Raw genomic sequence first — 25,499 nt, 5'->3', positions numbered from 1 at the left:
ATCTACATCCCGAGCGGGAGTGGACTGAGATGGCGCCCGTGCAGATCAATGAGAGGGAGGGAGTTCGCATGAGCGCGACTGCGAGCGCTAGGGGTAGTGTCCGGACATTCCCCGTCGCAACCGATGCGACAATGTCGGTCGTTCGCGACGATGACGGGCTCCGGGTGATCGCGGACGGCGCGCCATTGCTGTCGCTTCGGCCGGATGGCGAACTGACGCGTCTGATCGTGCACGACGGGATCGATGATTGGCGCCGGGTGTCGCGCGGAGTGGCGGCAATGGCCGAAGCGGTCTTCGGCTGGGCGCCGTCGCTCGAGAGGCTCGTCATCACGCTTGACGACAAACCGGCGGCAGCATCGGCCTTGGCGAAAGACGGCGTTGCGGTCGTGACCGACGGCAGGCTGGCGTTGTATCCGGACATGGTGATGCAGCTTCGCGAGAACTGGCTGACGGACGCCGCACGCCCGGCGTTTCCACTGTCCTACGCGATGACCGACGGCAGGCGCCATCCGCGGCGGCCGCCCAAGCCGGTCGGCACCGTCTACGCCCGCTTCATTCCCTGGCTGTCCGACGTCGTCAGTTTTCGCGTCGTCGACATCGCTCACGATCTCCCGCTGGTCCACCGCTGGCTCAACGATCCGCGGGTGGACTCGTTCTGGAACGAAGCGGGGGATATCGACAAGCACCGACAGTATCTGTCGCGGATCATGTCGGACCCGCACATGGTGCCGCTGATCGGCTCCTTCGGTGATCAGCCGTTCGGCTATTTCGAGCTCTATTGGGCGAAGGAAAATCGCATCGCGCCGTTCTACGATGCGGCGGACTATGATCGCGGCTGGCACGTGATCGTTGGCGAGGACGGCTTCCGGGGCCGCCGCTTCATCACGGCCTGGCTTCCCTCGCTCATGCACTACATGTTCCTCGACGATTGCCGCACCGAGCGCATCGTCGGCGAGCCGGCGGCGGCGCATTCGCAGCAGCTGCGCAACCTGGATCTGGCTGGGTTTGCCCGGCTCAAGAACTTCGATTTCCCACACAAGCGGGCAACCCTGGTCATGTTGCTGCGCGAGCGCTTCTTCGGCGACCGGCTGTGGCAGCCGGCGATCAATGAAGCACCCACAGAAGCCTAGCGCGGACGGAGCATCACCATGTCGTATCATCCTGCCCCTGACTATGATGTCGTCGGCATTGGCTTCGGGCCATCGAACCTCGCACTGGCGATCGCGCTCGACGATTGCGCGAGACAGCAGCGCTTGAAATGCCGGTCCCTGTTCCTGGAGAAGCAACAGGACTTCAAGTGGCATGGCGGCATGCTGCTGCCCGGCAGCAACATGCAGATCTCCTTCCTCAAGGACCTCGTATCGCTTCGCGATCCGACCAGTCCGTTCACCTTCGTCAACTACCTGCACAAATCCGGGCGGCTGCTCGACTTCACCAACTGCAAGACGTTCTATCCGAGCCGGATCGAGTTCAACGACTACCTCCGTTGGGTCGCCGGTCAGTTCAGCGGCATGGTTGCGTATGGAGAGACGGTCGAGGCTGTCGAGCCCGTGCACGCCGGCCAGTCCGTCACCGCGCTTCGCGTGCTCACGCGCATGGCTGACGGGAAAGAACGGTCACGCGTCACGCGGCACCTCGTGGCCGCCGTCGGCGGCGTGCCGCACATCCCGTCGGTATTTCGAGCGATCGCGATGGATCCGCGCGTCGTGCACACCAGCGGCTATCTCGGCTCGTTGCTTGCGGCAGGATCGGACGGCCGGTCGCCGCGGGTGGCGGTCGTCGGCGGCGGGCAAAGTGCGGCTGAAGTCACGCTCGATCTCAGCGAACGGTTTCCCGACGCCCACATCGATCTGGTCTTCCGCGGGCACGCCCTCAAGCCGGCCGATAGCAGCCCGTTCGTGAACGAGATCTTCAACCCGGACTACACCGATTATTTCCATTCGCGGTCCGACAGCCAGCGCGATAAAATCGTCCGCAGCTTCCGCAATACCAATTATGCGGTGGTCGACCCCGACCTGCTCGATCAGCTCTACCGGATGACGTACCAACAGCGTGTCGCCGGGGCTCGGAAGCTGACGCTCCATCCGCGCAGCGAGATCGTCGCAGCTCATGCCGTCCCGGAGGGGATGGAGCTCGAGTTCGTCAACAAGGACGAGGAGGTCCGCCGCCGGGCAGTGTACGATGCCGTCGTGCTCGCCACCGGCTACGAGCGATCTCCGGTCCCGGCGTGTCTCGATCCGATCAGCCGCTACATCGAGTCGGCGTCGCTCGATCGCGACTATCGTCTGCAGACAAGCCCGGCGTTTTGTCCACAAGTCTATGTCCAAGGCTGCGCCGAAACCTCGCACGGCCTGAGCGACACGCTGCTCTCGGTGTTGCCGATGCGGGCTCAGGAGATCACGAAGTCGCTCGTGTCGACAACGGGGAGAGACCAGGATGCAGCGCCGTCTCACGACCGGGCGGAGCGCGTGTACTCGTGATGGAAAGTCGAGTGCAGAGCGACGATGAGCGCGCCGCGCGCGGCGTCGTGGAATGAGGCGAAAGGATATCGTCGCGGCGACCGGGCCGTCCCTGGCGTGTCACGGTCGAATTGTCATCGGGGGGCGCCGTGCCTGCATTTGCCGGATTGCCGACCTTTCGGGTCGGCCGGTGGGCACGGTGGAGTGCAGGATTGGAAATGGGTGAGCCGCATCTGCCTGAGCGGGTCGTAACCTTGCTGGTATCGAGTGAGTACGCGCGGCTCGTCGGCCGGACCATGTCGGAGCGGCTCGACTACATCGTCGACATCGCCTCGCTGCATACGCGTGAAGAGCTGGTGCGGCGGCTGGACCTCGGCCGCGTGGTCGTGCGGCAGGTCGAGAAATGGCTCGCGTTCCACGGGCGCCGCGTGCGGCACCCGAATGAAAGCATCGATATCGTCATGTGCGGATTGGAATTCCGGAAGCGGCGCATTCGTCGCTCCCGGGTGACGGTACGATCGCGGCGACTGAACGCCAAGACGATCCCGAGGGAGCCGGGCCGAGGCAGTTGAGTTGCTCGGGCTCTGCAGCGCGGCGAGGCCGCCGACCACGCTTGCCGGGGACTGACGGGACCGCGACGTACGCGGAATGCGTTACGCCCTTATCGCGTCGCATCATGGAAAATGAGACTCGTCGTCAAGGTCGAGGCCAGGCGGGTTGCACGCGCGCTCGGCTCATCCGGTAGCCTCCGCGGTCGATGGGGACTGACCGTCGCTCGTCAGAGATGACGCGAGGCGCCGGGAAGGTCCGCTGCCAACATGGCCAGAGAAACAGTGGCCGGCACACGCTCGTGTGCCCCAGCAATGGGCGACAAGGGAGGAGTTCGATGCACATGCGAAGTGTAGGTATCGCCGTGTTCACGGCGCTTTTGCTGTCCGGCACGGCATTCGCGCAGGAAAAGATCAAGGTCGGCGTCACGGCGACGCTGGAGGGCACCTATACCGTGCTCGGTGAGGACGGGATGCGCGGACATGTCACCGCGTTGAACGTGCTCGGCAAGAAGGTCGGCGACAAGGAGCTGGAATTCGTCGTCGCGTCGACCGACGCCACGCCGGACTCGGCCGTCCGTGCCGTGCGCAAGCTGATCGAGCAGGACAAGGTACAGATTCTGCTGTCGCCGCTGTCGGGCGACGAGGGCATCGCCGTCAAGAACTTCGCCAAGACGCACCCTGAGCTGACCTTCGTGAACGCCGCGTCCGGCGCACAGGAGACGACCTATGTCGATCCCGCGCCGAACTTCTTCCGCTTCAACATGGACGGCGCCCAATGGCAGGTCGGCCTCGGCAAATATGCCTACGAGACCAAGGGCTATCGCAAGATCGCGACCGTCGGCGAAGACTATTCCTTCATCTACACCCAGGTGTTCGGCCTGGCGCTGGAGTTCTGCGGCCTGGGCGGCAAGATCACCAGCCGGCAATGGGTCCCGCTCGGCACCAAGGATTTCGCGTCGGTGATTGCGGCGCTGCCCGATGACGTCGATGCGATCTATCTCGGTCTCGGCGGCGCCGATGCCGTCAACTTCCTCAACCAGTATCAGCAGGCCGGCGGCAAGGCGCACCTGATGGGCGGCTCGATCATGATCGACCAGACCATCCTGTCGTCCAAGGGAAATGCCAAGAACGCCCTGATCGGTACGATTGCGGCGTCGGGTCAGGCCGATACCTGGGAGGATCCGCGCTGGCAGAAGTTCGTGAAGGCCTATCAGGACTCGTTCCCGCCGGAGAAGCGCTTCCCGAGCCCGTCGCTGCTTGCCACCAACTACTATGGTTCGACCATGGCGTTGATCCTGGCGCTGCGCGAGGTCAATGGCGATCTGTCGAACAACCAGGCCAAGCTCAAGGCGGCGCTGGCGAAGATCGAGATCGATGCCCCCAACGGCAAGATCAAGCTCGACGCCAACCGCCAGGCCATCGGCACCAACTTCGTCACCGAGGTCGTCGACGACGGCAAGGGCGCGCTGTTCAGCAAGGTGGTGAAGGTGATTCCCGACGTCAACCAGACGCTGGGATATGATGCCGCCACCTTCGCCAAGATCGGCCTGCCGAGCCGCACCGTGCCTGAATGTAAGAAGTACTGACCTTTCTGCAGAGGGCGACGCGGCTCGAGCGGGCTCGGGCCGCGTCGTCGCGTCCCTTGCGTTCTGCCAAGCAATGATCGACGCTGACGAACAATAAGAACCATTTCGGTGAGGAAGTGATGAGTAGGGCGCTCGCCGTCTTTCATGCTCGCTTCGGCCGTGCGACGGTTTATCAGCTCAATCGGCCATTCAATGTGCATGCCCATCGAGAGGGACATCTGATCTTTCACGTTGGCGGCACGCCGGCCGATATTGACGTCTGCGATCAGCATTATCAGATCGGCGAGAACTGGATCGTCGCGGTCAATCCGTGGGAACCGCACAACTTCCTGCCGAACGATGTCGGCAACGGCGCCATCTTCTTCGTGCTCTACGTCAATGCGGAGTGGTTCATGCCGTCGGCCGCGCGCGAGCAGGGCCTGCGGTTTGGTCGTACCTGCTTCCGGCGGACCGCCGCGCTCGACCGCTGCATTCGCCGCGCCGCAGCGTTGGTATGTGGCGCGCCATCGCTCGGTTGCCTCGACGGCGAGCTGCGGCAGCTGATCGACAGTTGCTACGAGGAAAGCTGGCGCGTTTCGGAGCAGATGCCCGAGCGGCCATGCGCGGAAGTGACGGATTTTCGTGTTCGCAAGTGCATCAAGCTGATGTCGGACAGTCCGTGCGCCGAGATCGAGCTCGATCACATCGCCCGCGAATCCGGACTATCGCGGCCGCATTTCTATCGGCTGTTCCGCAGCCAGACCGGAGTGACGCCCAATCTCTATCTGAATACGCTGCTGATGGAGCGGGCGCTCGATGCCGTCGTGGCAACGGAAGCACCGATTGCCGACATCGGCTTCGATCTCGGATTCACCTCCCAGAGCGGCTTCACGCGCTTCTTCGCCGGCAATGTCGGCATGGCGCCGACCGACTATCGCCGCGCTGCAAAGGTGCTGCGCGCCTGACGTGCTGCTGCGCGTCGCGCGAAAAGAGACTGTCGATCAAGTGCGCACTCTCGTCTGCCGCTACACTCTGGGCAACGTGATCCGCAAAAGGATCCGACGAGGGAGGACGAGCGATGGCCGGCAGACCCGGCGATCTTCGGCTGAATGCACCTTTCCGCTGTGACGACGGATCCGTCCCTCTTGTCGTGAGGGCGGGCTGATGAGCCGCTTCATCGAGCGTCACCCGATCTGGTCCCTCATTGTTCTTCTCGCCTTGGCGCTGCTGGCGTGGCTGATCTTCGCCGTCTGGCCGCCGGGGCTCGAGGAGGCGATCGGCCGCAAGAAGGTGTTCCTGAGTGCGGTGTTCAATGGCATCACGCTGGGCGGACTGTATTTCCTGGTCGCGAGCGGGTTCACGTTGATCTTCGGCTTGATGCGAAACGTCAACCTTGCGCACGGCTCGCTCTATCTGCTCGGCGGCTATGTGGGCTACGGCGTGTCCGCCGCGACCGGGTCATGGATCCTCGCCTTCGTCGCCGCCTTCATCCTCGTCGCGGCCATCGGCGTTCTCCTGCAGCTGCTCGTCTTTCGTCGCATGGAGGGCCAGGACCTGCGCCAGACCATGGTGACGATCGGCCTCTCGATCGTGTTCGCCGATCTGATGCTGTGGGCGTTCGGCGGCGACTTCTATCAGATCCAGACGCCAGCCTGGCTGATCGGGCCGGTACAGCTGCCGCTGATGACGGCGATGAAATCGTCGGGCGAGGCTGTGTTCCTGCAGTATCCGCTGGTGCGGCTGGTGATCTTCTGCGGCTCCGTCGTGATCGGCGTCGCGATGTGGCTCGCGCTCAACCGCACCCGCGTCGGCATGATCGTGCGCGCCGGCGTGGATGATCGCGAGATCCTGGCGGCGACCGGTGTGCAGATTCAGCTCGTCTTCGTGCTGGTGTTCGCACTGGGCGCGGGGCTGGCCGGCATTGCCGGCGTGGTCGGCGGAACCTTCCAGTCGATCTCACCCGGCGAGGACACGCGCTTTTTGCTGGCCTCGCTGGTCGTCGTCATCGTCGGCGGCATGGGATCGATCCCGGGAGCCGCGCTCGGCGCGCTGATCATTGGGCTCGCCGAGCAGCTCGGCTCGGTCTACATCCCGACCTATGCGATCGTCGTGACCTTCCTGATCATGGTGCTGGTGCTCGCGCTGCGGCCCCAGGGCCTCCTGGCGAGGCGATGAGATGTCGCTGATCCAGGAGGCACGTGCGCGGGAGAGCATGCTGGCAGGCGGCGCCGCACGGCAGCCGGCCGCATGGTCGGCCACCGAGCAGCCCTGGGCCTGGGCGGTCTCCGCGCTGCTGCTGATCATGCCGCTGATCGCCAACGGCTTCTTCCTGATCGAGATCTTCGGCACGACCCTGATCCTCGGCACCATCGCGTTGAGCCTGATGTTCCTCGCCGGCTATGGCGGCATGGTCAGCCTGATGCAGCTGACGATCGCGGGCTTTGCCGGCTACATGGTCGCCGTGTTCGGCGTCAGCGGCAACGCCAATATCAGCCTCGGATGGCCGTGGTGGTTGGCGACGCCGATGGCCCTGGTGCTCGCGGTGCTGTTCGGCACGCTGGGCGGCGCGCTGGCGGTACGCACCGAGGGCATCTACACCATCATGATCACGCTCGCGATCGGCGCGGCGTTCTATTATTTCACCAATCAGAACTGGGCGATATTCAACGGCCACACCGGCATCAACACGATCGCCACGCCACATTTTCTCGGCGTCGATTGGCGCATGGACGTCGCGTTCTATTACCTGACGCTGGCGGTGGCCGCACTGTGCTATTTCGCTGTGCTCTATCTGTCGCGCGCGCCGTTCGGCCTGGCGCTGCAGGGCGTGCGCGACAATCCCAGGCGCATGGCCGCGCTCGGCTTCAACGTCAATGCACATCGCATCGCCGCCTATGCGTTCGCGGCCCTGATCGCCGGCATGGGCGGTGTGCTGCAGGTCTGGAACTATCGGCAGATCTCGCCCGGATCTGTCGCGGTCGAGCGCTGCATCGACATTCTCATCGTCGCCGTCGTCGGCGGCATCACCCGGCCGGTTGGGCCCTATATCGGCGCCTTCATCTTCGTCATCCTGCGCACTTTCGCGCTCGACTTCCTGGTGAAGGTCGGGCTCGACGGCAACCGGTTCCGGCTGCTGATCGGGCTCGGCTTTCTCGCTATCGTGTTCTGGTCCTCCGACGGAGTCATCGGCCTCTATGAGCGGTGGCGCCGTCGCAGCGAGGCTTCGGAGCCGCGGTCGCGCCCCGGAGGTCACGGCCATGGATAGGGTCGCTGACCGGCTCTCGGCGCTCGGCTCGACTGCAGCCCTCGAATTGCGCGGTGTCACGCGGATGTTCGGTGCGCTCGCCGCGCTGACCGACATCACGATCACGGTGCGGCCCGGCGAGCGGCGCGCGGTGCTCGGCTCGAACGGCGCCGGCAAGACCACCCTGTTCAACTGCGTGACCGGCGACTTCCTGCCGACCTCAGGCACGATCCGCTTCTTCGGCGAGGACATCACCGCCTTTCCGCCCTACGAGCGGATCCGCCGCGGGCTGCGCCGCACCTACCAGATCTCGGCGCTGTTCCTCGGCCTGTCGGTGCGCGACAATGTCTATCTGGCATGCCGTGGCGTCTCGCGAGCGCGCTTCTCGATGCTGCGTCCCAGCGCCAATGACGCCCTGATGCAGGCGGCCGAGCGCCTGATCGAGGCCGTGCATCTGACGTCCGTGCGTGATCAACTGGTTTCGGAGCTCGCCCATGGCCAGCAGCGGCAGCTCGAGATCGCGCTGGCGCTGGCCGGCGCGCCCCGATTCATCCTGTTCGACGAGCCGGCGGCGGGTCTGTCGCCGACCGAGCGGCGCGAGCTGGTCGAGATCCTGACGTCGCTGCCGCCGCACATCGGTTACATCATCATCGAGCACGACATGGACGTGGCGCTGCGCGTCGTCGAGAGCGTGACGATGATGCACAACGGCCGCATCTTCAAGGAAGGCGCACCGCAGGAGATCGAATCCGATCCGGAGGTGCAGGAGCTCTATCTCGGAGGCGGCCATGAATGACGTCCGCCGCTCCGCGCCTGCGCTCGAGGTCCGCGGCCTCGACGTGTACTACGGCCATTCGCATGCGCTGCAGGGCGTCGATCTCCGGCTCGACAGCGGCGTCTTCTCGCTGGTCGGCCGCAACGGCATGGGCAAGACGACGCTGTGCAAGGCCATCATGGGCCTGCTGCGGCCGTCCGCCGGCACGGTGCGTCTGCGCGGCAATGATATCACCGGGCTCAATCCGGCGCGCATCGCGCGGCTCGGCGTCGGCTATGTGCCGCAGGGGCGGCGTCTGTGGCGCTCGCTCAGCGTCGACGAGCATCTGCGACTCGCCGCCGGCCTGCGCCGCGGCGCCTGGACCGTCGAGCGCGTCTACGAAACATTTCCGCGGCTCGCCGAGCGCCGCAACAATGGCGGCGGCCAGTTGTCGGGCGGCGAGCAGCAGATGCTGGCGATCTCGCGCGCGCTGCTGACCAATCCGCAGCTCCTGATCATGGATGAGCCGACAGAGGGCTTGGCGCCGGTCATCGTCGCCCAGGTCGAGGAGATGCTGATCCGGCTCAGCCAGGACGGCGACATGGCGGTGCTCGTGATCGAGCAGAACATCGGCGTTGCGACCGCGATCTCGTCCCGCGTCGCGATCATGGTCAATGGCCGCATCAACCGTATCATCGACTCGGCCCGGCTCGCCGCCGACCGCGAACTGCAGCAGCGCCTGCTCGGTGTCGGCCAGCATGCCGGCGACGAGACCGATCTCGGGACGGGCGAAGTTCAGGAGAGGCCCGCCGCACGTGCGGCGGTGTCAACGACGCCGAAAGCTGCGCCCGTCAAGGTTTACGTCTCTAATCCCGTGCTGCCGACGCGCTGGTCGCAGCCGGTGCCGATCGCGCAGATCGAGGCCAAGGCGCGCACGCTCTCCACCGGCGTCAGCCGACTTGACGAGGCCGCGCGCCAGGGCCGCGAGCGCGCCGCGCCGATCACGTCAGGTCCGCCCGCGGTGATCGTCGCCGGGACGCTCGACACCAAGGGGGACGAGCTGCGCTTCATCCGCGACATCGTCGCGGGCCACGGCCTGCGCACCCGACTTGTCGATGTCTCCACCAGCGGACGCCATACGAGCTGCGACGTCTCGGCCCAGGAGATCGCACTCAATCATCCGCGCGGCGGTCCCGCCGTGTTCGGTGCCGATCGCGGCGCATCCGTCACCGCGATGGCGGATGCGTTCGGGCGCTGGCTGCGCCGGCAGGACAATGTCGCAGGTATCATCTCGGCGGGCGGCTCCGGCGGAACGTCGCTGGTCGCGCCGGGCATGCGCGAGCTCCCCGTCGGTGTGCCCAAGCTGATCATCTCCTCTGTCGCATCCGGTGACGTCGGCGCCTATGTCGGGCCGGCCGACATCGCGATGATGTACTCGGTCACCGACGTTCAGGGTCTCAATTCGATTTCGCGCGCGGTGCTGAGCAATGGCGCGCATGCGCTAGCCGGCATGGTGATGGCCCGCGAGCGGCAGTCCGCTGTCGCTGACAGCACCCGACCGCAACGTCCCGCGATCGGCATCACCATGTTCGGCGTGACCACGCCGGCGGTGCAGAAGCTCACGGCCGAGCTGCGCGATGACTACGAGTGCCTCGTCTTCCACGCCACCGGCGTCGGCGGCCGTTCGATGGAGAAGCTGGTCGATTCCGGCATGCTCGCCGGCGTGATCGATCTCACCACGACCGAGGTCTGCGACCTGCTGATGGGCGGTGTGTTTCCGGCAACCGAGGATCGCTTCGGCGCGATCATCCGCACCCGCGTGCCCTATGTCGGCTCGGTCGGCGCGCTCGACATGGTGAATTTCGGCGCGCCCGAGACCATTCCCGAGCGCTACCGCGGCCGCAAATTCCACGTGCACAATCCGCAGGTCACGCTGATGCGGACGACGGCCGCGGAGAACGCGCAGATGGGGCGCTGGATCGGCGAGCGGCTCAATCGCATGGATGGATCGGTCCGGTTTCTCCTGCCGGAAAAGGGCGTCTCCGCGCTCGATGCGCCGGGGCAGCCGTTCTTCGATCGCGAGGCGGATGAGGCGCTGTTCCGCAGTCTCGAGCAGACCGTGCGGCAGACCTCGAGCCGGCGCCTGATCCGCGTGCCGCATCACATCAACGACAATGAGTTCGCAGCAGTGGTCGTCGGCGCCATCCGGCCGATGCTCGGGCGGCTGCCGGCGCGGCGCAGACAGGCGAGGTGATGGTCATGCCGAGATATGAGCGCGCACCGCTGCTGAAGAAGTTTCGCGACATGGTGCGCCGTGGCGTGCCGATCATCGGCGGCGGCGCCGGCACCGGCCTGTCGGCCAAATGCGAGGAGGCCGGCGGCATCGACCTGATCGTGATCTACAATTCCGGCCGCTATCGCATGGCCGGCCGCGGCTCGCTCGCCGGACTGATGGCCTATGGCGACGCCAATGCCATCGTGGTCGAGATGGCCAGCGAGGTGCTGCCGGTGGTGAAGTCGACCCCGGTGCTCGCGGGCGTCAACGGCACCGACCCGTTCCGCGACATGGATGTGTTCCTCGATGAGCTGAAGGCGCTTGGCTTCTCCGGTGTGCAGAACTTCCCGACCGTCGGCCTGATCGACGGCACTTTCCGCGCCAATCTCGAGGAGACGGGCATTTCCTACGCGCTGGAGATCGACATGATCGGGCGCGCGCATGACAAGGACCTGCTGACGACGCCTTACGTCTTCAATGAAGCCCAGGCCGCGGGCATGGCGATCGCGGGCGCGGACATCATCGTCTGCCATCTCGGTCTGACAACCGGCGGCTCGATCGGCGCGCAGACCGCGCCCAAGCTCGAAGACTGCCCCGGCCTGATCGACAGCTGGGCCTCGGCCGCGCTCAGCGTCAATCCCGAGATTCTGGTTCTGGCGCATGGCGGCCCGATCGCGGAGCCGTCCGACGCCGACTTCATCATGAAGCACACCAAGAACTGCCATGGCTTCTACGGCGCCTCCTCGATGGAGCGGCTGCCGGTGGAGCGCGCACTGACGGAGCAGGTGCGACATTTCAAGGCGATCAGCTCGCGGCCGCGCCGCGTCTGAGGCGACAACATGAGATCCGGCAGCAGCGGCGCTGAGGCGCCGCATTCGCCGGACGAGAGACTGAGGGAGGAATGAGATGTCCGGGGCTTTGATCGGTGAGCTGATTCTTTGGCTGATCATTGCGATCATCGTCATCGTGGTCGCGGTCTACATCGTCAACTGGCTGTATCACCGCTCCTCGAAGGAGGTGTCCTTCGTCCGCACCGGCTTCCTCGGGGAGCGCGTCGTGATCAATGGCGGCGCGTTCGTGCTGCCCTTCATTCACGACTATACGCCGGTGAACATGAACGTGCTGCCGATGGGTATCACGCGCGCCCGGCAGGACGCCGTCATCACGCGGGACCGGATGCGGGTCGACGTCGAGGCCGATTTCTACGTTCGTGTCCAGCCGACGCGCGAGGCGGTGTCGATCGCGGCGGCGACGCTCGGCCGTCGCACGCTCGAGCCGGAGCGGCTGCATGCGCTGCTGTCCGGCAAGTTCATCTCGGCCATGCGCTCGGTGGCCGCTGAAATGACCATGGAGCAGATGCACGAGCAGCGCGGCGACTACGTGTCCCGCCTCAAGGCGGCCGCGGCCGAGGCGCTGGCCCAGAACGGCCTGGAGCTGGAATCGGTGGCGATCACCGATCTCGACCAGACAGATCTCGAATTCTTCAATCCGTCGAACCGGTTCGATGCCGAGGGCCTGACGCGGCTGATGGAGGACATCGAGAGCAAGCGCAAGCTGCGCAACGACATCGAGCAGGACTCGATGATCAAGATTCGCACCCGCAACCTCAAAGCCGAGCGCGAGGCGCTCGATATCGAGCGCGAGAGCGAGACGGCGCGGCTGGAGCAGGAGCGCGACATCGAGATGCGCCGCGCCCTGCAGCGGACGGAGGTGGCGCGCGAGCGGGCGCTGCGCGAGACCGAGGCCGAGCAGGCACAGATCATGGCGCGCGAGGCGATCGAGAAGGCGCGGATCGCGAACGAGCTGACGATTGCCGAGGCCCGAATCGCGGCCGAGCGCGACACGCGGCAGCGCGAGATCGAGCGGACGCGTGCCGTCGAAGAGAGGGAGCTGCTGGCGCGCGAGGACATCGAGAAGGCGCGGATCGCCAACCAGCGCGCGATCGACGCCGCGCGCATCGAATCTGAGCGCGAGGTGCGCCAACGCGATATCGAGCGGACCCGCACCATCGAGGAAGCCGAGATCGCCGCGCGCGAGGCGGTGGAGAAGGCCAGGATCCAGCAGGACCGCGTCGTCTCCGATGCGCGCATCGCCAATGACGAGGAGACACGCCGCCGCGAGATCGAACGCACCCGCGTGATCGAGCAGGCGGAGATCGCCGCGCGCGAGGCGACCGAGAAGGCGCGCATCGCGCAGACCATGATCGTCAATCTGGAGCGCATCAGCTCCGACGAGCGCACCCGCGCCACCGAGATTGCCCAAGTGCGCAACATCCAGGAGGCTGAGATAGGGGCGCAGAAAGCGGTCGAGGCCGCCCGGATCGCGCGCGAGCAGGCATTGTCGGCGGAACGGATCGCCGCCGAGCACGCCACGCGTAAGCTGGAGATCGAGCGCAACCAGGGCATCGAGATCGCCGGTATTGCCGCGCGCGAGGCCACCGAGGCAAGTCGCATCGCCCAGGAGGAACGCGTGCGTGCACTGGAGATCGCGCGCGTCAGGACCATCGAGGAGGCCGACATCGCCTCGCGCGAGGCGATCGAAGCGGCCCGCATCGCCCAGGAGCTGGCTGTAACAGCCAAGCGGATCCAGTCGGAGAAGGAGACGCGCAGCCTGGAGATCGAGCGCACTGAGGCCGTCGAGGCCGCCGATCTGAAGCGTCGGGAGGCGGTCGAGCGGCGCCGCATCGAAGTCGAGCTGGCGCTGGAGGCCGAGCGCATTGCCTCGTCGCGGACGCGCGAGGTGCTCAACATCGACCAGAAGAAGGCGATCGAGCTCGCCGACGAAACCCGCGTCATCGAGCTCGCCGCCAAGCGAGCCGAGCGCATCGATGCGGATCGTCAGGTCAAGGAAGCCGAGATCGTCGCGCGCAAGCAGGTCGAGACCGCCGATGTCTCGCGCGAGCAGGCGCTGGAGGCCGTCCGGTTGGAGCGTCGCCGGGCGATCGAGCAGCTCGAGGTCGCGCGCGTCCAGTCGCTGCAGGAGGCCGAGATCGCGGCCCGTGAGGAGGTCGAACGCGCCCGCATCGCCTCCGATCGTGGTCTCGACGAGGCCCGCATCGGCCGCGAGCGCGAGCTGCGTAAGCTCGAAGTGAACCGCGAGAAGGACGTCGAGACGGCGCTGATGGAGAAGGCCATCGCGCTGTATCAAAAATCGTTGGAGGAATCCGCGGCCAAGGTCGCGGCCGAAGAGGCGCGCTCGCGCGCAACGGAAGCGGCGGAGAAAGTCGTCACCGCGCGCGAGAGCGAGATTGCCCGCCGCCGTAAGACGGTCGAGGTGCTGCTGGCCGAGAAGCAGGCCGAGGAGACGCGGATCGCCGCAGAGGCCGAGCGGGTTCGTGCCGCGGTCGAAGCGGAGGCGCAGAAGCTGCTCAACGAGGCCGAGAACGTCCTGACCGACCAGGCACGCTACTCGCTGTTCCGGCGCAAGCTGCTCGACCGCATCGAGGGCATCGTGCGCGAGAGCGTCAAGCCGATGGAGAAGATCGAGGGCATCCGCATCCTGCAGGTCGACGGCTTGAACGGAAATGGCGGCAACGGCAATGGCGGCCGCAGTGCGACCGACGAGGTGATCGACTCCGCGCTGCGCTACCGCGTCCAGGCGCCGCTGATCGACTCCATCCTCTCCGACATCGGAGTCGAGGGCGGCAGCCTCGCCAAGATGCCGGGCCTGATCCGCGAGGCCAGGGACATGCAGGGAATCCGGAAAGAAACCTCGGCGCGCAAGGAGACAGGCGGCGGCGCCGGATCGGGCGAGGGCAGCCCGTCCGAGCCGCCGACCGATCGCGGCCCGCGGAAGAAGGGGTGAGGCGTCATGGCGAGGGTCTACGTCTCCACAGTGGTCAATGCCCGCAACGATCGGGTGTGGGCGCGGGTCCGCGACTTCAACGGCCTGCCGAACTGGCATCCGGCGACCGCCGAAAGCCGGATCGAGGGCGGCGAGCCCGCCGACAAGATCGGCTGCGTCAGGGATTTCCGGCTGCGCAACGGCGACCGCATCCGCGAGAAGCTGCTCGGCCTGTCGGACTACGACATGTTCTGCACCTACTCGATCCTGGAATCGCCGATGGGCGTATCGAACTACGTCGCGACCCTCAGGCTGACACCGATCACGGATGGCGACAAGACGTTTCTGGAGTGGACCGCCGAGTTCGACTGCGCGCCGGAGCGCGAGGCTGATCTGGTGGCTTCGATCGGCGGCGGCGTGTTCCAGGGCGGCTTCGATGCGCTCAAGCGGGCGTTCGGAGGCTGACGCCGTGCCGCACGTGGTCAAGAGCACCATCATCGATGCGCCGACCGAGGCCGTGTGGGAGGTGCTGCGCGACTTCAACGGCCATGATCGCTGGCACCCGGCGGTCGCGACGTCGACGATCGAGCGTTCGCAGACGTCCGACAAGATCGGCTGTGTCAGGCGCTTTCGTCTGAAGGACGGCTCCGAGCTGCGCGAGCAATTGCTGGCGCTGTCCGATCTCGAGCAGAGCTTCAGCTACTGCCTGCTCGATACGCCGATCCCGATGTTCAACTATGTCGCCCATGTCCGGCTGCTGCCGGTCACCGACGGCGATCGCACCTTCTGGCACTGGGAGAGCCGCTTCACGACGCGGCCCGAGCAGGCCGAGGCGCTGTCGCGCATGGTGGCAGAAGACATCTACCAGGCCGGCTTCGAGGCGATCCGATCGCATCTGAAGCAGGCGGCATGAGGACGAGGTGAATCGATGCCGGTCACGGTGAAGACGTTTCAGGCCGCGAGCGAAGCTGCGTCTGCGCTGTCGTCGGACCGCGCGGCGCGCTACCTGGGCGGCGGCACGCTGGTCATGCGCGATCTCAATGAGGGCGACGTCTCGATTGCGACGGTCATCCGCGCCACCGACCGGACCTTGCAGGGCATCGATGCGGCAGGCGCGCGCATCAGGATCGGCGCCGGCGTCACCTTCGCCCGCGTGCTGGCCGAACGCGATCTCGCCTTCCTGCATCCGGCGGCGCGCTCGATCGGCGGCCCGGCGGTGCGCAACATGGGGACGGTCGGCGGCAATCTGTTCGCGTTGGCGCCGTTCGGCGACTTCACGGTGGCGCTGCTGGCGCTCGACGGCATCGTCTCGCTGCAGGGCGGCTTTGGCGTCAGGGACATGGCGATCGAGGAGTTCCTGCAATCGCGCGACCGCCAGGCCGGTGCGCTGGTGGTCGGCGTGTCGTGCATCCGTCCTGCGTCGGCGGATGCGTTCCGCTATCGCAAGATCGCCCGCATCAAGCCGAAGGGCGGATCGGTGATCACGCTTGCGGCGCATCTTCCACAGAGTGGCGGCCGCGTGACCGGCGCGCGGATCGCGCTGGGATCGATGGCCCCGACCGCCATCCGCGCCAAGGCGGCCGAGCGCGCGCTCGAAGGGCGGCCGTTCGACGCCGGCGCGATCAGTGCCGCCGCTGCTGCGGCGGCCGAGGGAACGGCACCCACCGACAATTCGCTGGCCAGCGCGTGGTATCGCCGCGAAGTGGTCGGCGTGCATCTGCGGCGGCTGCTGTCGGGACAGGAGAGCTAGAGCATGGCCAAGACCCCACTTCAGTTCCGGCACAATGGTCGCGATGTCGCGCTGTTCGTCGACGGCGGCACCAATCTGCTGGTCGTGCTGCGCGAGATGATCGGCGACCTCACGCCGAAATTCGGTTGCGGCCAGGGCGGCTGCGGCGCCTGCACGGTCCTCATCGATGGCGACGCGCACCTGTCTTGTCTGACGCTCGCCGAAGCCGTCGAGGGCCGCGCGGTCGAGACGCTCGACGGCATCAAGAGCGGTCCGAATTTGCATCCGCTGCAGCGCGCCTTCGCCGAGGGTTTTGCCGCGCAATGCGGCTATTGCACGCCGGGCATGCTGATGGCGGCGAAGGCGCTGCTCGACAAGATCCCGCAGCCAAGCCGCGAGCAGGTGGTAGAGGCGATTTCGGGCAACATCTGCCGGTGTACCGGCTACGAGCCGATCATCAATGCGGTGCTGGCGGCGGCCGCGTCGCTGCGCGCGAGTGCGTGAGGAGAGATCGCCATGCTGGAACTGCGCAAGGACATCTTCGCCGACGAGCGCGACGACAATCTCAACGAGGTCGGCAAGGGCACCCAACGCCAGGACATGCTCGGCCATGTCACGGGGACCTCGACCTATTTCAACGATCACAAGCTGCAGGGCATGCTGCATCTGAAGGTCGTCAGATCCACGCAGCCGCATGCGCGGCTGCGCCGCATCGAGACCAGCGAGGCCGAACGGAGCGAGGGCGTGCGGCGGATCATCCGCGGCAGCGACGTGCCGCGCAATCTCAACACGCTGCTCAGCCTGATCAATTTTGGCAAGGACGATGAGCCGACGCTTGCCGTCGACAAGGTCCGCTACAAGGGGGAGCCGATCGTTGCCGTGGTCGCGGATACGCCGCGCGCGGCGTACGAGGCGGCCGCCAAGGTGCGCGTGGACTACGAGACGTTGCCGGCGGTGTTCGACGTCGAGGAGGCGCTGAAGCCGGGCGCGCCTGTTGTCAACGAGACCTATCCGAAGAATACGTTCACCTATCACGACCGCTACGACCACCAGAAGTTGCGCTTTGGCGACGTCGAGCGCGGCTTTGCCGGCGCCGATCATGTCTTGGAACAGCGCTACCAGATGTCGCCGATCGAGCACGCGCCGGTCGAAACCAACGGCTCGATCGCCGCGCCCGACACCAACGGCCGCTACGTGGTCTATACCTCGACCCAGGCGCTGTTCTTCTCGCTCGACACCTGCGCCAAGATCCTCGATCTGCCGTCGAACACATTCCACTTCATCGGCGGCACGGTCGGCGGCGGCTTCGGCGGCAAGGTCGACACGCTGACCGAGCCGCTCGCCATTCTCGCCGCGATGTTGACGGGGCGCCCGGTGCGCTACGTGCTCGGACGAGAGGAGGAGATGCAGTTCGGGCCGCCCCGCGGCGCCGAGCGCATCTACATCAAGGACGGAGTCATGCGCGACGGCCGCATCGTGGCGCGCCAGATCCGCGGCTATTTCGACTCTGGCGCTTATACGCGGCTGTCGAGCTACGCGGTGGTCAAATGCGCCGCGCACCTGCCGGGGCCCTACACGATCCCGAACGTCCATGGCGACATCTACTGCATCTTCACCAACCGCACGCCGGCCACCGCGATGCGCGGCTTCGGCATCACCGGCATGGACTTCGCGCTCGAATGCCAGATGGACAAGCTCGCGCATCTGATCGGCATGGACCCGATGGAGTTTCGTATCCTCAACGCCTATCGCGACGGCGACATGAAGGCGCATCGCCGCGAGGCCAAGAACACCGCGCTGATCGAATGCGTCCAGGTCGCGGCCGAGAAGGCCAAATGGCCGATCCGCGAGGAGTTCCGGCGCATGTCCTCGCGCAAGGATGGCGGCGGGGCGCGGGCGGCTGTTCCCTCCACGGCACGAGAGCCGGTGAGCGCGCGGCCTGCGCCGGCGCAGCAACGCACCAGCTACGATCGTGGTCTCTCGGCGCCGCCACAGCCCGAGCCGCCACCACCTCCGCCAACGAGCCCGGCGCCTTCGCCGGGGCACGGCGCGACGCGGTTCTCGTCGGTGTTCGGCACGAGGAGGCGCTGACATGACGAGGCACCGCGGCCGCGGCATGGCGGCGATCAACTATCCCATCGGCATGAATCTCGGCGGCGATCCGAGCCAGGCGCTGGTGCATTCCAACCCCAGCGGCAAGTTCACGGTGGCGCTGTCGTCGATCGATCTCGGGCAGGGCATGAAGTCGGTGACGCGGCAGATCTGTGCCGAGACGCTCGGCGTGCCGGTCGAGGACGTCTATGTCGACACCGCCGATTCCGACACCGGACCGCATTGCATGGGCTCGTTCGCTTCGCGCGGCACGCATCGCGTCGGCAATGCCGTGATGGCGGCGGCCAAGGAGGCGCGTGGCGTCATGATGGAGGCCGCGGCCGAGGAGCTCGAGGTCAACGCCAGCGATCTCGAAACGGATGGTCGCGGCAACATCCACGTCAAGGGCGCGCCGCATCGCTCGATCTCGGTGAAGGACGTCGCCATCGCCGCGCAGTTCCGCCAGGGCAAGACCATCTCCGGCCGTGGCATCTTCCTGGTGCCGCTGTCGGAGGTGGATCCCGAGACTGGCGAAATGTCCCCGGCGACCTGCTACGCGCATGCCTGTCTCGTCGCCGAGGTCGAGGTCGATGACGAGACCGGTGAGGTCGGCGTGGTCAGGATGGACAGCGCCTATGAGCTGGGACGCGCGCTCAATCCCCGCCTCGTCGAGCAGCAGCTGGTCGGCGGCGCCTGGATGGGCATGAGCCACGCGCTCTACGAGACGACGGAGCCGTACTACCCGAACCCGAAGCAAGGACCGCGCGACTTCGTGGAATACCTGATGCCGGGACCTGGCGACATCTGTCCGCACGACATCGCCGTGCTGGAGCGGCCGGCGCCCGACGGACCGTTCGGCGGTAAGGGCCCTGGCGAGATGTGCGCCAATCCGGTGCTTCCTGCCATCGCGAATGCGATCTTCAACGCCGTCGGCGTGCGCCTCGACGAGCTGCCGATCACGCCAGAGAAAGTGCTGCGCGCGATCAAAGCCCAGGGCGGCGCCCGGCCGCAGACGCGGCGGTGACGCAGCATGGTGGTCCGCAGCAACATCGTCGGCATCGACTCGCCGCAGGCGCTGGAAAAGGCACTGCGCGCGGCGTACTACCTCGCCGATGACGGGCTCTCCACCGCGGCCTATCTCGCGCTCGCGCTGGGCAAGCCATTGCTCTTGGAAGGCGCGCCCGGCGTCGGAAAAACCGAGGCGGCCAAGGCGATCGCCGCGGTGCTCGGCCGCAAGCTGATTCGCCTGCAATGCTACGAGGGTATCGACGCTGCTGCGGCGCTCTACGAGTGGAACTATCCGCGCCAGATGCTCGCGATCCGCCAAGCCGGCGAGGAGAGCATCGACATCTATGGCGAGAGCTTTCTGATCGAGCGGCCGATGCTGGCATGCCTGCGCGCGCCTGATGCGACCGTGCTGCTGATCGACGAGATCGATCGGGCCGACCAGGAGTTCGAGGCGTTCCTGCTCGAATTTCTCTCCGATTTCCAGATATCGATCCCCGAGCGCGGCACGGTGCGCGCCGCGGAGCGGCCGATCGTGGTGCTGACCTCGAATCGGACCCGTGACCTGCACGAAGCGCTGCGCCGACGCTGTGTCTATCATTGGATCGACTATCCCGATGCGGAGCGCGAGGCGCGCATCGTGATGATGCGGGCCTCCAGTGTTGCCGAAGCGACCGCGCGGGCCGTGGTGGCGGCAGTGGCGAAGCTGCGGCGCGAGCCGCTGAGCAAGGCGCCCGGGATTGCCGAGGCGGTCGATTGGGCGGAGGCGGCGACGCTGCTCAACCAGACCGGCGCGCGCTGGCCCGATGCGTTCAAGCGCGCGATTGGCGTCGCGCTGAAGGATGAGGAGGATCTGTCCTTCATCGCGCCTCGGCTCGACGCGCTGCTCGCGGAGGCGATGACATGAGCGAGCCCCGCCTGCCGCAGGCGACCGAGATCTTCGTGACATTCGCTGCGCTGTTGCGGCGAAACGGCTTCGCAATTGCGCCGGAGCAGACCACCGCCTTCCTCGCTGCGATCGAACTGCTGGGGCCTGTCAGCATCGAGGATATCCGTCGTGCCGGGACGGCGACCCTCGCGCCGCCTCCCGAGCGGCTCGCGACCTACAATCTGCTGTTCGACGTCCATTTTGGTGTCGCCGAGGCAACGGCCTTCAGCGAGAGCGACAGGCAGGACGATGTCGTGCGTCTCCAGGAGGAAGGGGACGGCGCTGTCCATCCCGATCTCGCCGAGGAGCAGAACGAGTCCGGTCTGGCTGCGACGCGCGTTGAAGCGCTGGTCGCCCGCCGCTTGGCTGCGACGACGGGCGGCCATGCCCTGCAGCGTCTCGCGCGTCAGGCGCGTGCAAAACTGCCGAAACGGCGTGGCCACCGGCGCATGCGCGCGCGGCGCGGCAGCTTCGTGGACCTGCGCCGGACCCTGCGCGAGAGCATAAGGCGCGACGGTGAGGTGCTGTCGCTGCGGCGGTTGAAGCGGCGACCTCGATTGCGACGATTGCTGCTGCTGATCGATGTCTCCGGCTCGATGAAGGCGCGGACCGAGGATAACATGCGGCTCGCCCACGTGCTGGTGCAGGCCGTACCCCAGGCCGAGGTGTTCACGCTTGGCACACGACTGACACGCGTGACGCGGCCCTTGCGGCTGAAGCGGCGCGAACAGGCGCTGCTCGCTGCCTCGCATCTCGTCAGCGACTGGGACGGTGGCACGCGTATCGGCGAGGCGCTGCAAGCCTTCCTCGCGGTGCCGCGGTTCTCGACCTACGCGCGGGGCGCCGTCGTGCTGGTCATCTCGGACGGGCTCGAGCGTGGTGACCATCACGTGCTCCGTGACGCCGTGTGGAGGCTGTCGCTGCGCGCCTGGCGCCTGAGCTGGCTGACGCCGCTCGCGACGGGGCCCGGCTTCAAGCCGCAGACCGAGGCGTTGCAGGCGATCGCGCCATTCGTCGACGACATCGCAGCCGGCGGGTCGGACGAGACCATCGTCGCGCATGTTCTGTCGCTGGCACAGAGGAGGGCGGCATGACCGGTTATGTCGATGCGCATCACCACATCTGGCGTCAGGCCGATCTGCCCTGGCTGGTCGGGCCGATGCAGCCGCGGATTTTCGGCCCCTATGAGTCGATCAGGCGCGACTACACGATCGAGGAGTATCTCGACGACATCGCCGGCAGCGGCGTCACGCAATCGGTCTACGTCCAGACCAACTGGGCCAAGGACGGCTTCGAGGACGAAGCCGCCTGGGTGCAGCGAACTTCTGAGCAGCACGGCTTTCCGCACGCGATCGTCGCCTATGCCGATCTGAGCCTCGAAGATGCGCGGCCGCAGTTCAACCGGCTGGCGCGCTATCCCCTGCTGCGCGGGGTCCGGATGCAGCTGCACTGGCATGAGAACCCGCTCTATCGTTTCGCTTCGTCCCCAGACCTTTGCAGCGATACCCATATCCGCGCCAACATCGCGCGGCTCGCCGACTACGGCTGGTCCTTCGACCTGCAGGTCTTCGCGCCGCAGATGGCGGGCGCCGCAGCGCTCGCCGAGAGCTGTCCGTCGGTGACCTTCATCCTCCAGCATGCCGGCATGCTGGAGGATCTGTCCACGCGCGGTCGCGATCGATGGCGAGCCGGCATGCAGCGGCTGGCGAGCTGCAGCAATGTCGTCAGCAAGCTCTCGGGCCTCGGCACCTTCATTCGCCGCAACGATCCGGCGCATGTCGCCGACGTGGTGCGGGAGACGGTCGGAATGTTCGGCCCCGAGCGCTGCCTGTTCGGCTCGAACTTTCCGATCGAGAAGCTCTGGACCGACTATCGCGTACTGGTGGGGGCCTATGAGGCTGCCATCCGGGACCTCGACGAGCATGCGCGCGCGCAGGTCATGGGAGGGACGGCGCAGCGCGTCTATCGGCTGGGATGATACCGCCTGCAACGACAACAAAAGCAACAGGGAACGCTCATGGCGCTGGAAATCAAGGTTCTCGACTATGGTGATATCGAATTGGAATCGAGCTTCCTTGTGCTCGGCCGTGATTGCGGCCGCACCCGCCGGGTGCTGACGCTCGGCTTCCTGATCCTCGGCGGGCCGTATCCGGTCGTGGTCGATACCGGCTACCGCTCCAACCAGATCATGGAGACGCTGGGCATGCGCGGGCTGCAGTACCATGAGAACATGATCGAGAACCAATTGGCGCGGCACGGCGTGCGCATGGGCGATGTCCGCTACGTCTGCCACACCCATCTGCACATCGATCACGCCGGGAAGGACGATCTGTTCCCGATGAACACGACGGTCGTGCTCAACCGCCGCGAGCTCGAATACTCGGTGTCCGGCCTGATGCATCCGCAATATCCGGCGCCCGACATCAAGCATCTGATCGACCGGCTGCACACCAAGAGCGCGCTGCGTTTCCTCGACCTCGAGCTCACCGGCCCGGTCGAGCTGATGCCGGGCGTCTATTGCGACGCTGCGAATGCCCATACCGAAGGCTCGATGAACATCCACGTCCACACTGCCGATGGCATCGCTACCATCTGCGGCGACGTCATCTACGACTTCAACGACCAGATCGTGACGCCGTTCAACGAGATCCAGGATGGGGAGCCGCGCACCACCGGCAATCACGGCACGACAAAACGCGCCGAGAAGGCAGCGATCAAGAAGCTGCTGTCGAGTTCGCGCTATCTGCTGCCGGTGCACGATCGTCCCGCCAAGATCGAAGGCGGTGTGGTGGTGGGACGGCTGCACGACCAGGTGCCGGGGCCGCTGGTGCAGTCGCTGCCGCAGCGGCACTGGTTTCCGGCGTGAGCAGCACAAGGTGCCCCCATGACCCACGTGACGTTGCGCAGTGAATTCGAAACTCTGATCGATCCGTATGCGCCGGTGGCGCAGGTCGCGACCGGCTTCGAGTTCACCGAGGGGCCGATCTGGCATCCCGTCGAGCAGTTCCTGCTGTTCTCCGACATGCCGGCTGATGTCCGCCGCCGCTGGGATGCGAAGCGCGGCGTGGTCGAGATGCGGCGGCCCTCGAACAAGTGCAACGGCATGACCTATGATGCCGAGCTCAACCTGATCGTCTGCGAACACGCGACGTCGTCGCTGGTGCGCGAGCGGCCCGACGGCCGCCGCGAGATCCTGGCATCGCATTTCGAGAACCAGGAGCTGAACAGCCCCAACGACGTGTGCGTCCACTCCAGCGGGGCGATCTACTTCTCCGACCCGTGGTATGGCCGCATGCCGGTCTACGGTGTGGAGCGGCCGCGCCAGCTCGGCTTCCAGGGCGTGTACCGGGTGCCGCCGGGCGGCGGTCCGCCGCGGCTTCTGGTTGACCGCCATCTGTTCGACCAGCCCAACGGGCTGTGCTTTTCCCCGGACGAGAAGCTGCTTTACGTCAACGATACGGTGCAGGCGGTGATCCGCGTGTTCGACGTCGGCGGCGATGGTGCGCTGGCGAACGGGCGCGTCTTTGCCAGCGGCATCCGCTCCGAGCTCGAGCCAGGCGTGCCCGACGGCATGAAATGCGACCAGCGCGGCAATGTCTGGGTCACCGCACCCGGCGGCGTCTGGGTCTATGCGCCTACGGGCGAACTGCTCGGCAAGGTGCGCGTGCCGGAGCTCGTCGCCAATCTCGCCTGGGGCGGTCCCGAGTTTCGCACGCTCTATCTCACCGCGACCCATTCGGTCTATGCGATCGCGACCAAGGTCGGTCCGCGCCACGAGCCGTATATGAGCGCGCGAAGTCGAGGGGCGTCAACGGCAGGTCTGGCGATGTCCAGCGCGACGTCCGCGCCATCGGCGCCGCAGCTGGCATCTGGCGACATGCAGCTCGATCCGCGCCGCTGCGCGATGATCATCCAGGATCTGCAGAACGACGTCATCATGGACGGTGGCGCCTTCGCGGATTCCGGCGCGCCCGGTCATGCCAAGCAGCAGCGCGTGGTCGACAACGTCCGGCGGCTTGCCGAGGTCGCCCGCGCGCGCGGCGTCGTCATCATTCACGTCTGGTTCGTGGTCGAGCCCGGCGCGCCCGGCGTGACCCTGAATGCGCCGCTGTTCGAGGGGGTGGTCGACAGCAAGGCGATGGTGCGCGGCAGCTGGGGGGCTGCGCCGGTCGCCGGGCTGGAGCCGAGGGGCGGGGACTTCGTCGTCGAGAAGATGCGCATGAGCGCGTGGGAAGGCACGCGGCTCGAGACGATTCTCAAGGCGACGGGGCGCGACGTCCTCATCAATACCGGCGCCTGGACCAACATGTCGGTCGAGCACACCGCGCGCACCGGGGCCGACAAGGGCTATTTCATCGTGGTGCCGGAGGATTGCTGCTCGACCATGAACGCGGACTGGCACAATGCGTCGATCAACTTCGCCATGCAGAATGTTGCTGTCGTGACCACGGCCGACGCGGTGATCAGGGCGCTGGGGTGAGGCATGCCAAAGCTGCTGCATCTCGTCGCCTCGCCGCGGGCAGATTCGGAATCCAGCACCGGCGCGCGCGCCTTCCTGGACCGCTTCAGGCAGGCGCGGCCGGGTTGGGACGTCGACGAGATGAATCTGTGGCGCGAGAGTCTGCCCGAGTTCGACGGCGAGATCCTGCAGGCGAAATATGCCCGCATGGGCGGCCGCGCCTTCACCGACGGCCAGCGCCGGGCGTTCGCTGTGGCCGAGCGCATGGCAGTGCGGCTCGATCTGGCCGAGCGCGTCGTGATCTCGACGCCGATGTGGAATTTCGGCATTCCCTACAAACTCAAGCACTGGCTCGACATCATCAATCAGCCGGGCCTCACCTTTCGCTTCGATCCGTCGCGTGGCTACCTGCCGCTTCTGAAGGATCGTCCGACGCTGGTGATCCTCGCCAGCGGCGGCGACTTCACCACCGGCATCAGCCGGGGGCGCACCGACCTCGCGACGCCCTATCTGCGCGAGGCGCTGCGCTTCATGGGGCTTCGCGACCTGCACTTCGTGGCGATCGGGCCGACCAGCGGGCCGGCGGCGCACACCGGCGTGGCGCGTGAGCGGGCGCACAGGCGGCTCGTCGAGATGGCCGCGCGATTTTGACGAGG

23 protein-coding genes are annotated in these 25,499 nt (G+C 66.4%); all 23 read left to right on the top strand.

Features of this window, described 5'->3' with window-relative positions; translation table 11 throughout:
* Positions 1–68: 68 nt before the first annotated feature.
* The 23 genes from ACQR0W_RS23875 to ACQR0W_RS23765 all read left to right on the top strand — a co-directional run bounded on the left by ACQR0W_RS23875 (position 69) and on the right by ACQR0W_RS23765 (position 25,494).
* Complete coding sequence (locus tag ACQR0W_RS23875; RefSeq protein ID WP_410051247.1) at positions 69–1,130, top strand: GNAT family N-acetyltransferase; 1,062 nt, start codon at positions 69–71, stop codon at positions 1,128–1,130.
* 18 nt (positions 1,131–1,148) lie between these two features.
* Positions 1,149–2,480 (top strand): lysine N(6)-hydroxylase/L-ornithine N(5)-oxygenase family protein, encoded by a 1,332-nt coding sequence (locus ACQR0W_RS23870; protein ID WP_315827783.1) that lies wholly within the window; start codon positions 1,149–1,151, stop codon positions 2,478–2,480.
* A gap of 197 nt (positions 2,481–2,677) precedes the next feature.
* Complete coding sequence (locus ACQR0W_RS23865) at positions 2,678–3,031, top strand: hypothetical protein (protein ID WP_316170919.1); 354 nt, start codon at positions 2,678–2,680, stop codon at positions 3,029–3,031.
* 314 nt (positions 3,032–3,345) lie between these two features.
* The gene (locus ACQR0W_RS23860; RefSeq protein WP_315752524.1) at positions 3,346–4,596 is read left to right on the top strand and encodes an ABC transporter substrate-binding protein; all 1,251 of its coding nucleotides are present in this window, start codon (positions 3,346–3,348) and stop codon (positions 4,594–4,596) included.
* Between the two features lie 119 nt (positions 4,597–4,715).
* Positions 4,716–5,540, top strand: a complete 825-nt coding sequence (locus ACQR0W_RS23855) for an AraC family transcriptional regulator (protein ID WP_315752525.1) — start codon at positions 4,716–4,718, stop codon at positions 5,538–5,540.
* 199 nt (positions 5,541–5,739) lie between these two features.
* Complete coding sequence (locus tag ACQR0W_RS23850) at positions 5,740–6,750, top strand: branched-chain amino acid ABC transporter permease (protein ID WP_315752526.1); 1,011 nt, start codon at positions 5,740–5,742, stop codon at positions 6,748–6,750.
* A gap of 1 nt (position 6,751) precedes the next feature.
* Positions 6,752–7,840, top strand: coding sequence for a branched-chain amino acid ABC transporter permease (locus ACQR0W_RS23845; protein WP_315752527.1), 1,089 nt, complete (start codon positions 6,752–6,754; stop codon positions 7,838–7,840).
* A complete protein-coding gene (locus tag ACQR0W_RS23840) occupies positions 7,833–8,615 on the top strand; it encodes an ABC transporter ATP-binding protein (RefSeq protein ID WP_315717437.1) in 783 nt (260 codons plus the stop codon). Before ACQR0W_RS23845 ends, ACQR0W_RS23840 begins: the two co-directional genes overlap by 8 nt.
* Positions 8,608–10,827, top strand: a complete 2,220-nt coding sequence (locus tag ACQR0W_RS23835) for an ABC transporter permease (protein ID WP_316170918.1) — start codon at positions 8,608–8,610, stop codon at positions 10,825–10,827. Before ACQR0W_RS23840 ends, ACQR0W_RS23835 begins: the two co-directional genes overlap by 8 nt.
* Before the next feature lie 5 nt (positions 10,828–10,832).
* Positions 10,833–11,678, top strand: coding sequence for a phosphoenolpyruvate hydrolase family protein (locus ACQR0W_RS23830; RefSeq protein WP_316170917.1), 846 nt, complete (start codon positions 10,833–10,835; stop codon positions 11,676–11,678).
* A 76-nt stretch (positions 11,679–11,754) separates the two neighbouring features.
* Complete coding sequence (locus ACQR0W_RS23825) at positions 11,755–14,652, top strand: flotillin family protein (protein WP_316187157.1); 2,898 nt, start codon at positions 11,755–11,757, stop codon at positions 14,650–14,652.
* Positions 14,653–14,658: 6 nt separating this feature from the next.
* Entirely contained in the window at positions 14,659–15,096 is a 438-nt protein-coding gene (locus ACQR0W_RS23820) for an SRPBCC family protein (RefSeq protein WP_316187158.1), read from the top strand.
* Positions 15,097–15,100: 4 nt separating this feature from the next.
* Positions 15,101–15,544, top strand: a complete 444-nt coding sequence (locus tag ACQR0W_RS23815) for an SRPBCC family protein (protein ID WP_316187159.1) — start codon at positions 15,101–15,103, stop codon at positions 15,542–15,544.
* Positions 15,545–15,559: 15 nt separating this feature from the next.
* Entirely contained in the window at positions 15,560–16,381 is an 822-nt protein-coding gene (locus ACQR0W_RS23810) for an FAD binding domain-containing protein (protein ID WP_316187160.1), read from the top strand.
* A gap of 3 nt (positions 16,382–16,384) precedes the next feature.
* The gene (locus ACQR0W_RS23805; protein ID WP_315717444.1) at positions 16,385–16,864 is read left to right on the top strand and encodes a (2Fe-2S)-binding protein; all 480 of its coding nucleotides are present in this window, start codon (positions 16,385–16,387) and stop codon (positions 16,862–16,864) included.
* Between the two features lie 12 nt (positions 16,865–16,876).
* The gene (locus ACQR0W_RS23800) at positions 16,877–18,451 is read left to right on the top strand and encodes a xanthine dehydrogenase family protein molybdopterin-binding subunit (RefSeq protein ID WP_316187161.1); all 1,575 of its coding nucleotides are present in this window, start codon (positions 16,877–16,879) and stop codon (positions 18,449–18,451) included.
* A 1-nt stretch (position 18,452) separates the two neighbouring features.
* Positions 18,453–19,475 (top strand): xanthine dehydrogenase family protein molybdopterin-binding subunit, encoded by a 1,023-nt coding sequence (locus ACQR0W_RS23795; RefSeq protein ID WP_316187162.1) that lies wholly within the window; start codon positions 18,453–18,455, stop codon positions 19,473–19,475.
* Positions 19,476–19,481: 6 nt separating this feature from the next.
* Positions 19,482–20,363 carry an AAA family ATPase gene (locus ACQR0W_RS23790; protein ID WP_315717447.1) on the top strand — a complete coding sequence of 294 codons (882 nt, stop codon included), beginning with the start codon at positions 19,482–19,484 and terminating at the stop codon, positions 20,361–20,363.
* Positions 20,360–21,478 carry a VWA domain-containing protein gene (locus ACQR0W_RS23785; protein WP_316187163.1) on the top strand — a complete coding sequence of 373 codons (1,119 nt, stop codon included), beginning with the start codon at positions 20,360–20,362 and terminating at the stop codon, positions 21,476–21,478. Before ACQR0W_RS23790 ends, ACQR0W_RS23785 begins: the two co-directional genes overlap by 4 nt.
* A complete protein-coding gene (locus ACQR0W_RS23780) occupies positions 21,475–22,362 on the top strand; it encodes an amidohydrolase family protein (RefSeq protein ID WP_316187164.1) in 888 nt (295 codons plus the stop codon). Before ACQR0W_RS23785 ends, ACQR0W_RS23780 begins: the two co-directional genes overlap by 4 nt.
* 39 nt (positions 22,363–22,401) lie before the next feature.
* Positions 22,402–23,250, top strand: coding sequence for an MBL fold metallo-hydrolase (locus ACQR0W_RS23775; protein WP_315717450.1), 849 nt, complete (start codon positions 22,402–22,404; stop codon positions 23,248–23,250).
* Positions 23,251–23,268: 18 nt separating this feature from the next.
* Complete coding sequence (locus tag ACQR0W_RS23770) at positions 23,269–24,864, top strand: isochorismatase family protein (protein WP_316187165.1); 1,596 nt, start codon at positions 23,269–23,271, stop codon at positions 24,862–24,864.
* A gap of 3 nt (positions 24,865–24,867) precedes the next feature.
* Positions 24,868–25,494 carry an FMN-dependent NADH-azoreductase gene (locus tag ACQR0W_RS23765; protein ID WP_316187166.1) on the top strand — a complete coding sequence of 209 codons (627 nt, stop codon included), beginning with the start codon at positions 24,868–24,870 and terminating at the stop codon, positions 25,492–25,494.
* The last annotated feature ends 5 nt before the right edge of the window (positions 25,495–25,499 follow it).

Source organism: Bradyrhizobium sp. HKCCYLRH1034, assembly GCF_051168375.1.
In the GTDB taxonomy this organism is placed as follows: domain Bacteria; phylum Pseudomonadota; class Alphaproteobacteria; order Rhizobiales; family Xanthobacteraceae; genus Bradyrhizobium.
This window is presented reverse-complemented; position numbering and strand designations above follow the sequence as displayed.

Excerpts from the sequence above, each read along its gene's own strand:
- ACQR0W_RS23875 (WP_410051247.1), top strand. The coding sequence starts at position 69 with ATGAGCGCGACTGCGAGCGCTAGGGGTAGTGTCCGGACATTCCCCGTC.
- ACQR0W_RS23870 (WP_315827783.1), top strand. The coding sequence starts at position 1,149 with ATGTCGTATCATCCTGCCCCTGACTATGATGTCGTCGGCATTGGCTTC.
- ACQR0W_RS23865 (WP_316170919.1), top strand. The coding sequence starts at position 2,678 with ATGGGTGAGCCGCATCTGCCTGAGCGGGTCGTAACCTTGCTGGTATCG.
- ACQR0W_RS23860 (WP_315752524.1), top strand. The coding sequence starts at position 3,346 with ATGCACATGCGAAGTGTAGGTATCGCCGTGTTCACGGCGCTTTTGCTG.
- ACQR0W_RS23855 (WP_315752525.1), top strand. The coding sequence starts at position 4,716 with ATGAGTAGGGCGCTCGCCGTCTTTCATGCTCGCTTCGGCCGTGCGACG.
- ACQR0W_RS23850 (WP_315752526.1), top strand. The coding sequence starts at position 5,740 with ATGAGCCGCTTCATCGAGCGTCACCCGATCTGGTCCCTCATTGTTCTT.
- ACQR0W_RS23845 (WP_315752527.1), top strand. The coding sequence starts at position 6,752 with ATGTCGCTGATCCAGGAGGCACGTGCGCGGGAGAGCATGCTGGCAGGC.
- ACQR0W_RS23840 (WP_315717437.1), top strand. The coding sequence starts at position 7,833 with ATGGATAGGGTCGCTGACCGGCTCTCGGCGCTCGGCTCGACTGCAGCC.
- ACQR0W_RS23835 (WP_316170918.1), top strand. The coding sequence starts at position 8,608 with ATGAATGACGTCCGCCGCTCCGCGCCTGCGCTCGAGGTCCGCGGCCTC.
- ACQR0W_RS23830 (WP_316170917.1), top strand. The coding sequence starts at position 10,833 with ATGCCGAGATATGAGCGCGCACCGCTGCTGAAGAAGTTTCGCGACATG.
- ACQR0W_RS23825 (WP_316187157.1), top strand. The coding sequence starts at position 11,755 with ATGTCCGGGGCTTTGATCGGTGAGCTGATTCTTTGGCTGATCATTGCG.
- ACQR0W_RS23820 (WP_316187158.1), top strand. The coding sequence starts at position 14,659 with ATGGCGAGGGTCTACGTCTCCACAGTGGTCAATGCCCGCAACGATCGG.
- ACQR0W_RS23810 (WP_316187160.1), top strand. The coding sequence starts at position 15,560 with ATGCCGGTCACGGTGAAGACGTTTCAGGCCGCGAGCGAAGCTGCGTCT.
- ACQR0W_RS23805 (WP_315717444.1), top strand. The coding sequence starts at position 16,385 with ATGGCCAAGACCCCACTTCAGTTCCGGCACAATGGTCGCGATGTCGCG.
- ACQR0W_RS23800 (WP_316187161.1), top strand. The coding sequence starts at position 16,877 with ATGCTGGAACTGCGCAAGGACATCTTCGCCGACGAGCGCGACGACAAT.
- ACQR0W_RS23795 (WP_316187162.1), top strand. The coding sequence starts at position 18,453 with ATGACGAGGCACCGCGGCCGCGGCATGGCGGCGATCAACTATCCCATC.
- ACQR0W_RS23790 (WP_315717447.1), top strand. The coding sequence starts at position 19,482 with ATGGTGGTCCGCAGCAACATCGTCGGCATCGACTCGCCGCAGGCGCTG.
- ACQR0W_RS23785 (WP_316187163.1), top strand. The coding sequence starts at position 20,360 with ATGAGCGAGCCCCGCCTGCCGCAGGCGACCGAGATCTTCGTGACATTC.
- ACQR0W_RS23780 (WP_316187164.1), top strand. The coding sequence starts at position 21,475 with ATGACCGGTTATGTCGATGCGCATCACCACATCTGGCGTCAGGCCGAT.
- ACQR0W_RS23775 (WP_315717450.1), top strand. The coding sequence starts at position 22,402 with ATGGCGCTGGAAATCAAGGTTCTCGACTATGGTGATATCGAATTGGAA.
- ACQR0W_RS23770 (WP_316187165.1), top strand. The coding sequence starts at position 23,269 with ATGACCCACGTGACGTTGCGCAGTGAATTCGAAACTCTGATCGATCCG.
- ACQR0W_RS23765 (WP_316187166.1), top strand. The coding sequence starts at position 24,868 with ATGCCAAAGCTGCTGCATCTCGTCGCCTCGCCGCGGGCAGATTCGGAA.